Below are 9,702 nucleotides of genomic sequence, written 5' to 3' on the forward strand. Positions count from 1 at the left end.
TGACCTCCTCCCTCCGTGCCCTCCTCCCCGATCTCTCCCCCTGGCGGGCCTCCAGCGATTTCCGGAAGCTCTGGGTGTCGGGGCTGATCACCAACTTCGGGAGTTTTCTGACCTTCGTCGCGCTGCCGGTGCAGATGAAGGAGCTGACCGGATCGGCCGCGGCGGTCGGGGCGATCGGGGCCGTGGAACTGATCCCGCTGATCGTGTTCGGGCTGTACGGCGGGGCGCTGGCCGACGCGGCGGACAAGCGAAAGCTGATCCTTTGGACGGAGGCGGGGCAGGGGGTGCTGTGCGCCGTACTGCTGGTGAACGCGGTGCTGCCCGAGCCGCTGATCTGGCCGCTGTACGTGGTCGCCGCGCTCACCTCCGCCCTGGGGTCCGTGCAGCGGCCGGCGCTCGATTCGCTGCTGCCCCGGGTCGTCGCCCATGAGCATCTGCCGGCCGCCGCCTCGCTGAACTCCCTGCGCTGGACGGTCGGCGGGGTCGCGGGACCGGCTCTCGCTGGTGTGGTCGTGGCGTACGCGGGGCTCGGCTGGGCGTACGCCGTCGACCTCGTCACCTTCGCGGTGTCCCTGCTGTTCGTCGTGGGGCTCGCCGCCTCCCCCGCCTCCCACGAGGCGGCGAAGCCGTCCCTGCGGTCCATCGCGGAGGGCGCCCGGTACGCGTGGAACCGCAAGGAGCTGCTCGGGACGTACGCCATCGACCTCGCCGCGATGTTCCTCGCGATGCCGCTCGCCGTCCTGCCGTTCCTCGCCGACGAGCTGGACGCCGAGTGGTCGCTCGGCCTGATGTACGCGGCGATCCCGGCGGGGGCGCTGCTCGTGAGCCTCACCAGCGGCTGGACCTCACGGGTGCACCGGCACGGGCGGATGGTCGTGCTCGGGGCGGCGGGGTGGGGGCTGGCGATCGCCGCTTCCGGGATCGTCGGCGACGTATGGCTGGTGCTGCTGTTCCTGCTCATCGGCGGCTGCTTCGACATGGTCAGCGGCATCTTCCGCAGCGCGATGTGGAACCAGACGATCCCGGACGAGCTGCGCGGCCGCCTCGCGGGCATCGAGCTGCTGTCGTACTCCGTCGGCCCACAACTCGGCCAGGTCAGGGCGGGTGGCATGGCCGCGTGGCGGGGCGTACGGGCATCGGTATGGACGGGCGGCCTGGCGTGCGCGGCGGGCGTGGGCCTCCTGGCCCTGTGCCTACCGGGCCTCATGCGCTACGACGCCCGCACGAACGAACACGCCCTACGGCTACAGAAAGAGCGGGAGACGAAAACAGGCCTAGCGGCAACCCCGTAGGGGCGCGGGGAACTGCGCGACCAGCCACAGCGCACCCGCACCCAAAAAACCGCCGCAACCACCCCGACTGTCAGTCCTCGCCCTCGCCGCGCGCCCCCGCATCGTGCCACTTGGGATCGTTCTCCCACTGAACATTCCGCTCGCGAGCCGTCTCCATCGCGTGCTCGGCCTCCACCCGGCTGCCGTACGGACCGAAGCGGTCCTTGCCCGGACAGTCCGGGCCCTCCTCGACCTTCTTGTGCTCCAGGCAGTAGTACCACTCGCCCGGCTTGCCGACCGTGCGCTTCTTGAACAGGGCCATGGTCTGGACTCCTTTCACCAGGGTCATCGTCCCCCACCGGGGGTAGTTAAACTCGCTGGTATGTCTGGCCAGTCGCTGCTCGTCCCAGGGGAGCTCTCTCCCGTCCGTTCCGTGCCCGGGAACATCCGTCGCCCCGAGTATGTCGGCAAGCCCGCGCCGACCCCGTACACCGGGGCGGAGGTGCAGACGCCCGAGACGATCGAGGCGATGCGGATCGCCGGGCGGATCGCCGCGCGGGCGATGGCGGAGGCCGCCAAGCTCATCGCGCCCGGCGTGACCACCGACGAGCTGGACCGGGTGGCCCACGAGTACATGGTGGACCACGGCGCCTACCCGTCCACCCTCGGTTACCGCGGCTTCCCCAAGTCGCTGTGCACGTCCGTCAACGAGGTCATCTGCCACGGCATCCCGGACTCCACCGTGCTGCGGGACGGCGACATCGTCAACCTCGACGTGACGGCGTACATCGGCGGGGTGCACGGCGACAACAACGCGACGTACCTGGTGGGGGACGTCGACGAGGAGAGCCGGCTGCTCGTCGAGCGGACCCGGGAGTCCCTGGACCGGGCGATCAAGGCCGTCCGGCCGGGCCGGCAGATCAACATCATCGGCCGGGTCATCGAGTCGTACGCCAAGCGCTTCGGATACGGCGTCGTCCGCGACTTCACCGGGCACGGCATCAACTCGTCCTTCCACTCCGGGCTGATCGTCCCGCACTACGACAGCCCGCACGCCACGACGCTCATCCAGCCCGGGATGACCTTCACCATCGAGCCGATGCTGACACTGGGCTCGTACGACTACGACATGTGGGACGACGGGTGGACGGTCGTCACCAAGGACCGCAAGCGCACCGCCCAGTTCGAGCACACGCTCGTGGTGACGGACACGGGCGCGGAGATCCTGACGCTGCCGTAGCCCACCGTTCGCTCCCGCCTCAAGCCCGTTCTCCTCGGAGGGCGGGCTTGCCGCTTGTCCGGGCACAGGTGTGTCCGGAGGCTCAGCGCTCCAGGAACACCCGGCCCCCGATCTCCACCCACCCCATCGGCTGCGGCGCCGTGAGTATCTGCGAGCCCTTGCCCTGCGTGATGTTGAGCGCCCGGCCCAGCTGGTCCGTGAGCAGCAGCGCCGCCGCCCCGGTCGCCTCGTCCTCCTTGATCCCGTCGTCGCGCCCGGGGAACGCGCGGGCGCGCACCCGCCCCGCCGCCTCGTCCTCCCACGCCCACGCGTAGATCCACTCCCCCGGCGGCGGCACCTCCAGCGCGTCGACCTCGGCGGCCGAACCGTACCGGCGCAGCGTCCGCGCCGGCACCCACTCCGCCCGCGCCTCGATCCAGCTGAACTCGCCGTCCAGCCGCGCCCCCACCAGCCCGGCGGGCGTGACCAGTTCGGGCACGTCGAGCAGCCAGGCGGTGCCGACGCAGGGGTGACCGGCGAAGGGCAGGCGCAGGGTGGGCGTGTAGATGTCGATGATCCCGCGCTCGGGGTCGTCGACGAACACGGTCTCGCTGAAGCCGAGTTTCGCCGCGAACGCCTGGCGGTCGCTCCGCTCCGGCATGACGGAGCCCTCGCGGACCACGCCCAGCTCGTTGCCGTATCCCCCGTTGGGGGCGCAGAAGACGCGCAGTACGTCGTAATCAGTCACGCGCGCATTCAAACACCCAGGTGGCGGAGGCCACCAACTACGCGTCGGTACACCGCCGATGAGGGGCGATCCGGGGCGCCGGGCGAGTGGTGGTGGTGTCCTGATCTCACCGGTCCGGCAGACCCGACCTGTGCATTGCCTCCGCATTACCTGTACGCGGGATGCGCTTTACGTTGACTTTGGGTCGACATCGAGCCGTCGTGATCAGCCCGTGCTCTACGTCGCCCATGAGAGGTGAATCACCGACCCGCCGGGTATCACTGAGGGAAGCCTTAGGTAAGTTAGGCCTGCCTCACCAAACCGGCGTGAGCCGAGACACGTCGCTTTTCGGCCATTCCGTCATTCGCCGTTCGCCACTCGCGATTCCCAGGAGCACGCATGCGAGCCGTCAGACTCTCCGTCGTCACCGCCGCCGCCACCGCAGCGGCGCTGGCCGCCGTCACCGGCTGCACGGAGAAGAGCAGCTCCGGGGGCGGCGACCAGGCCATCAGCGTCACCGCGACGGACGACAAGTGCGAGGTGTCGAAGAAGGAGTTCCCGGCCGGGCACATCGAGCTGGACATCGAGAACAAGGGCTCCAAGGTCACCGAGGTCTACGTCCTCTTCCCGGACGACCGGATCGTCACCGAGCGCGAGAACATAGGCCCCGGCACCAAGCAGAAGATCACCGCCGAGATGAAGGCCGGCGACTACACGATCGCCTGCAAGCCCGGCATGAAGGGCGACGGCATCCGCCAGGCCGTCAAGGCCACCGGCGGCAAGACCGCCAAGCGCGACCCGCGTCTCGACGCGGCCGTGGCCGCCTACCGCAAGTACTCGCAGGACCAGGCCGACGCCACGCTGCCGCTCGCGGAGACCTTCGCCAAGGCGGTCAAGGCCGGCGACCTCGACGCCGCGAAGAAGGCGTACGCGCCCTCCCGGATCGGCTGGGAGCGCACCGAGCCGGTCGCCGAGTCCTTCGGTGACATCGACCCGAAGGTCGACGTCCGCGAGGACGGCCTGGAGGCCGGCCAGAAGTGGACCGGCTGGCACCGGCTGGAGAAGTCCCTCTGGCAGGCCAAGAAGATCACCGCCGAGGACAAGTCCCTCGCCGACCAGCTGATCAAGGACCTCACCGACTGGCGGGAGCGGGTCGGCAAGGCCGAGATCACCCCGACCTCGATGGCCAACGGCGCCAAGGAGCTCCTCGACGAGGTCGCCACCGGCAAGGTCACCGGCGAGGAGGAGCGCTACTCGCACACCGACCTCGTCGACTTCAAGGGCAACGTCGAGGGCGCCCAGGACGCCTACGAGCTGCTGAAGCCGGTCGCGAAGGAGAACGACGCGGCCCTGGTCACGGAGCTGGACAAGCAGTTCGCGGCCCTGGACACGCTGCTCGACAAGTACCGCGCGGACAAGAACTCGTACGACTTCGTCTCGTACGACAAGGTCGATGAGACCGGCCGCAAGCAGCTCTCGGACGCGGTGAACGCGCTCGCGGAGCCGCTGTCCAAGCTCGCCGCCGCCGTCGTGAAGTAGAGGAGACCCACTGCCATGACGGAGACACCGCAGAACACCACCGAAGACAGCAACGGCGAAGGCAGCAGCGGCGAGGCCGGTACCTCGCGGCGGGCCTTGATCGGCTGGGGCGGGGCCGGGCTCGCGCTCGGGGCCGTCGCGGCCGGGAGTGCCGTGGCGATGACCCGTGGCACGGACCAGGTGCAGACGGTCGCCGCCGAGGCGGGCGGCGCCATCGGCTTCCACGGCGACAACCAGGCGGGCATCGCGACGCCGGTGCAGGACAGGCTGCATTTCGCCGCGTTCGACCTGGAGACGGACGACCGTGCCGAGTTCGTACAGATGCTCAAGGACTGGACGGCCGCGGCCCGGCGGATGACCGCCGGGCTGGCGGTCGGCGAGGGCGCGTACGGCGGGCTCGCCGAGGCGCCGCCGGACGACACCGGTGAGGCGCTGGGGCTGAAGCCGTCGCGGCTGACGCTGACGATCGGGTTCGGGCCCGGCCTGTTCGAGAAGCTCGGGATGGCCGACCGGCGGCCCGACGCCCTCGTCGATCTGCCGGCCTTCGCGGGCGACAACCTCGACAAGAACCGCAGCGGCGGCGATGTCTGCGTGCAGGCCTGCTCGGACGATCCGCAGGTCGCGGTGCACGCCGTCCGCAACCTGGCCAGGATCGGCTTCGGCAAGGTCTCGGTGCGCTGGTCGCAGCTCGGCTTCGGCAAGACGTCGTCGACGACCCCCGAGGAGCAGACCCCGCGCAATCTGCTGGGCTTCAAGGACGGCACCCGCAACATCGCGGGCACCGAGACGGACCGGCTGAAGAAGTTCGTGTGGGTGGACGGCGCGGACACCGACGCCAAGTCGGCCTGGATGACCGGGGGTTCGTATCTCGTCGCGCGGCGCATCCGGATGCACATCGAGCCCTGGGACCGCACCTCGCTCCAGGAGCAGGAGGACATCTTCGGCCGCGACAAGGGCGAGGGCGCTCCGGTCGGCAAGGCGAAGGAGCGCGACGAGCCGTTCCTGAAGGCGATGAAGCCCGACGCGCACGTCCGTCTCGCGCACCCCGACTCCAACCACGGCGCGACCCTGCTGCGTCGCGGCTACTCCTTCACGGACGGCACGGACGGCCTCGGCCGTCTGGAGGCGGGTCTGTTCTTCCTCGCCTACATGCGGGACATCCGCAAGGGCTTCATCCCCGTCCAGCGCAACCTCGCCACCGACGCGCTCAACGAGTACATCCAGCACGTCGGTTCGGCCGCCTTCGCGATCCCGCCGGGGATCCGCGACAAGGACGACTGGTTCGGCCGCGCACTGTTCTCGAAGGAGGCGTAGGCGCCGTGTTCGCGAACTATCTGATCGGGCTGCGCGAGGGACTGGAAGCCAGTCTCGTCGTCTGCATCCTCATCGCCTATCTGGTGAAGACGGAGCGCCGGGACGCCCTGAAGCCGATCTGGGCCGGTATCGCGGTCGCCATCACCCTGGCCCTCGCTTTCGGCTTCCTGCTCGAATTCGGCTCCCAGGAGCTGACGTTCGAGGCTCAGGAGGCGCTCGGCGGCTCGCTGTCGGTCATCGCCGTCGGCCTGGTGACGTGGATGGTCTTCTGGATGCGGCGTACGGCCCGGCATCTGAAGTCGGAGCTGCACGGCAAGCTGGACGCGGCCCTCACGATGGGCACGGGCGCGCTGGTCGCGACCGCGTTCCTCGCCGTGGGCCGGGAGGGCCTGGAGACCGCGCTGTTCGTGTGGGCGTCGGTGCGGGCGTCCAGCGACGGCACCGAAGGGCCCCTGATCGGCGTCCTGTTGGGCATCGCGACGGCGATCGTGCTCGGCTACCTCTTCTACCGGGGCGCCCTGCGCATCAACCTGTCGAAGTTCTTCACCTGGACCGGCGGCATGCTGGTCGTGGTCGCGGCGGGCGTCCTCGCCTACGGCTTCCACGACCTCCAGGAGGCCGACTGGCTGCCCGGCCTGAACAACAAGCTCTTCGACATCAGCGACACGATCCCGCCGGACAGTTGGTACGGCACCCTCCTCAAGGGCGTCCTCAACTTCCAGCCGGACCCGACCGTCCTCCAGGTCACGGTGTGGGCGCTCTACCTGATCCCGACACTCGCGATCTTCTTCGCCCCGGTAGGGTTCGCCTCCGGGAAGGGGAAGGTGAAGCGAGCTGATGAGCACGGTGAGCAGGGTCAGCAGGGGTCGCGGCCCTCGGAATCCACTGACGCCACGGAGCCGTCGGACGCCACGAAGTCTTCTTGAGCGCCTTCTCGGGCGCCTTCCAGGACGGCTTCCAGGGCGCCTTCCCGGGCGGCTTCTTCGGCGAAGTGCCCTCGCCGCGGCCTCGGTGACCGTGCTGTCCCTGACCGCGAGCGGCTGTGTCGTGGTGCACGGCGAGCGCGAGGTGCTCCCGGCGGCCTCCCCGACGGAGGCCGCCGAGGCGTTGAAGGACTTCACCGCCGCCTACAACAGCGCGGACAGGACGTACGACCGTGCCCAGGACGCCGATTACGTCACCGGCGCCCTGGGCGCGATCGACGCGGCCCGGCTGGACGCGGGCCGCAGGATCAGCCCGAGCGGCAACTCGTCGTACGTACCCCTGGAGTTCACGGACACCAGGATCACGATCCCGAAGAAGGCGGGCTGGCCGCGCTGGTTCGTCGTCAACGCCGACGCCAACAAGGGCGACAAGGCGCGCTGGCTGCTGGTGTTCACGCGCAGCAACGCGGCCGAGCCGTGGGCGGTGTCGTATCTGACGCTGCTCGACCCGGACGACGTACCGGAGTTCAGGACGGACAAGGACGGCCTGGCGGAGCCGGTGACCGCGGACAGCGCCGAACTGGCCGTCGCGCCGAAGGACTTGAGCGCGGACTACGCGAACTATCTACAGGACGGCGGCGGCACCGTCTTCGCGCCCGGGGCGCACACGAGCGGCTGGGTGGAACAGCGCAAGAAGAGCGCCATCAAGCCCGGGCTCGTCACCCAGTACATCGACGAGCCACTCACCAAGGACGACTTCGCCCCGGTGGGTCTGCGTACGGCGGACGGCGGCGCGCTGGTCTTCTTCGCCACGCACCACTACGAGAAGCAGACGGCCGCGCAGGGCACGTCGATCCCGGCGCCGAGCGACAGTGTGCTGGCACTGACGACGGGTGAGATCAAGCAGTCGCTGACGCTGGAGTTCATGTCGAACCAGGTGGTGCTGGACCCGGGGAGGGGCGCCGCGAATCAGAGTGTCGAGTTCCTGAACCGCATCCAGGGACTGACTGCGGCGCAAGGCGAGTAACTCCCGTAACTCCCGCTCCCCCGGGGTTCCTTGGGGTTCCCTGGGGTTCTTGGGGTTCTTGAGGTCCCCCGGGGTTCTTGGGGTCCCTTGGGGTTCTTGGGGTTCCTTGGGGCGGAGTTCGGCCTCGGCCTCAGCCTCGGTGGGGCCAGGCCGTGGTGGCGTGGTCGGGCTCCTCACCGGCGTACCGGGCGCAGGCGTCGGTGAGGACTTCGAGCAGGCTCAGCGGGTCGGGCAGGGCGAACTCCGGCCCGCGCACCCAGTAGACGCCCTGGTCACCGGGGAGCCGGGCGGGCGGTACGAGGACGTAGGAGCCCCGGCAGTGCCAGCGCAGGCCCGGATGCTCGTCCATGGTCTCGGGGTGGCAGTCCAGTTCGCAGGGCCACCACTCGTCCTCGTCGTCGGGGGTGCCGCGGGTGAGGGTGAAGAACAGCAGCCGTCCGTCGTCGCTCTCGGCGACGGGCCCGACCTCGATCCCGGCCCCGAGCAGCCGCTCCAGCGCCGCACGGCCCGCTTCGAGGGGCACGTCGAGGACGTCGTGGACTATGCCGGTCGCGGTGATGAAGTTGGCCTGCGGCTGGTGCCTGGCCCAACGCTCGATCTGGGCGCGGTCGGTGGTGGACTGCGTGTGCCAGGCGAAGGAGACCGGGTGCCGGGCGGGCGTGGGACAGCCGACGCGGTCGCAGGAACACCGGTAGGCGGAGGGGTGCGCGGCGGGCGCGAGAGGCAGTCCGGCGCGGGCGACGGCGAGCAGCAGTTCCTCACGGCGCCCGCTCTCGGCGGCCGTGGCGGCGTCCTCCCGGGCATTCGTACGGCGTCCACGCAGCCACTGGGAGATCCTGCCCTGCCGGCCCGTCGTACTACCGCCGAACTCCGCGCTCATGTATCGCCTCGCCTCGCTGCTGTTGTGCGGACAGCCTGCTCCATGGTCCCACCATCCTGCGGTGCGGGGGGCCGGAGCCGACATCCGGGGTAGGGGGGACGAGGTGTACGGGAGGTGGAATCAGCCGCTTTCCAGTGGATTAGCAGGATTTACCATCCGCATTTTTCAGCCATTTCGGCTCGTGCGACTGCCGGGCGAGGCGATCCCGTTCAGGGCGTAGTCGACAAGGGTGTCCGTGTACTCGTACGAGATCGGCCCGGTGTACTGGAGCCAGCGCTGGGCGAGCGGGGAGACGAAGAGTTCGAGGGCGATACGGGGGTCCACGCCGGCCCGTACCTCCCCCACGTCCTGGGCGGCGCGCAGCCGTTGGACGTAGAGCTGGAGGGAGGGTTCGAGCAGCCGGGTGACGAACCTGCGGCCGAGCTCCTCGTCGACGACGCCTTCGGCGGCGAGGGCGCGGGAGGGGGCCTCGAACGTGGGGTCGAACAGCTGGTCGACGGTGGCACGCAGTACGGCCTTGAGGTCGGCGGCGAGATCACCGGTGTCCGGGATGGCGTACTGTCGCCCGGGCTGAGCGGCTTCGGCGGCCTGCTCGCTCAGATCCACGAAGGCCTCCATGAGCACATCCCCCTTGGAGGCCCACCACCGGTAGATCGTCTGCTTCCCGACACCGGCCCGGGCGGCGATGCCCTCGATGGTCGTCTTCCGGTACCCGACCTCGCCGACGAGCGCGAGGGCGGCTTCGTAGATGGCGCGGCGGGACTTCTCGCTGCGGCGGGTGGAGTCGGGGGCGGGTCTGGCC

10 protein-coding genes are annotated in these 9,702 nt (G+C 69.8%); 6 read left to right on the forward strand and 4 right to left on the reverse strand.

Annotated features, from left to right (window positions below):
* Positions 1-1,292, forward strand: a 1,292-nt coding sequence (locus tag AOK08_RS37570) for an MFS transporter (protein WP_055534454.1), incomplete at its 5' end; no start/stop codon positions are given.
* 70 nt (positions 1,293-1,362) lie between these two features.
* Here AOK08_RS37570 and AOK08_RS37575 read toward each other — a convergent pair.
* On the reverse strand, positions 1,363-1,593 hold the full coding sequence (locus AOK08_RS37575) for a hypothetical protein (RefSeq protein ID WP_055534456.1): 231 nt from the start codon (positions 1,591-1,593) through the stop codon (positions 1,363-1,365).
* 60 nt (positions 1,594-1,653) lie between these two features.
* Here AOK08_RS37575 and map point away from each other — a divergent pair, with 60 nt between their 5' ends.
* The gene (gene map / locus AOK08_RS37580; RefSeq protein WP_055534458.1) at positions 1,654-2,511 is read left to right on the forward strand and encodes a type I methionyl aminopeptidase; all 858 of its coding nucleotides are present in this window, start codon (positions 1,654-1,656) and stop codon (positions 2,509-2,511) included.
* A gap of 82 nt (positions 2,512-2,593) precedes the next feature.
* Here the strand turns inward: map and AOK08_RS37585 are convergent, their stop codons facing one another.
* Entirely contained in the window at positions 2,594-3,238 is a 645-nt protein-coding gene (locus tag AOK08_RS37585) for a PhzF family phenazine biosynthesis protein (protein ID WP_055534460.1), read from the reverse strand.
* 378 nt (positions 3,239-3,616) lie between these two features.
* Between AOK08_RS37585 and efeO the strand changes: the two genes are divergently transcribed.
* From efeO to AOK08_RS37605, 4 genes are all read left to right on the forward strand, one after another.
* Positions 3,617-4,756, forward strand: a complete 1,140-nt coding sequence (gene efeO / locus AOK08_RS37590) for an iron uptake system protein EfeO (protein ID WP_055534462.1) — start codon at positions 3,617-3,619, stop codon at positions 4,754-4,756.
* A 15-nt stretch (positions 4,757-4,771) separates the two neighbouring features.
* Complete coding sequence (gene efeB / locus AOK08_RS37595; protein ID WP_055534464.1) at positions 4,772-6,070, forward strand: iron uptake transporter deferrochelatase/peroxidase subunit; 1,299 nt, start codon at positions 4,772-4,774, stop codon at positions 6,068-6,070.
* Between the two features lie 5 nt (positions 6,071-6,075).
* The gene (gene efeU / locus AOK08_RS37600; RefSeq protein WP_055534466.1) at positions 6,076-6,996 is read left to right on the forward strand and encodes an iron uptake transporter permease EfeU; all 921 of its coding nucleotides are present in this window, start codon (positions 6,076-6,078) and stop codon (positions 6,994-6,996) included.
* Positions 6,997-7,081: 85 nt separating this feature from the next.
* On the forward strand, positions 7,082-8,020 hold the full coding sequence (locus AOK08_RS37605; protein WP_055534468.1) for an SCO2278 family lipoprotein: 939 nt from the start codon (positions 7,082-7,084) through the stop codon (positions 8,018-8,020).
* Positions 8,021-8,150: 130 nt separating this feature from the next.
* Here AOK08_RS37605 and AOK08_RS37610 read toward each other — a convergent pair whose 3' ends face one another.
* Both AOK08_RS37610 and AOK08_RS37615 read right to left on the reverse strand, forming a co-directional pair.
* On the reverse strand, positions 8,151-8,900 hold the full coding sequence (locus AOK08_RS37610; protein WP_055534470.1) for a bifunctional DNA primase/polymerase: 750 nt from the start codon (positions 8,898-8,900) through the stop codon (positions 8,151-8,153).
* Positions 8,901-9,065: 165 nt separating this feature from the next.
* On the reverse strand, positions 9,066-9,702 hold a 637-nt coding region (locus AOK08_RS37615; protein ID WP_055534472.1), incomplete at its 5' end, for a TetR/AcrR family transcriptional regulator.

Source organism: Streptomyces graminilatus, from assembly GCF_001418565.1.
Lineage (GTDB): Bacteria > Actinomycetota > Actinomycetes > Streptomycetales > Streptomycetaceae > Streptomyces > Streptomyces graminilatus.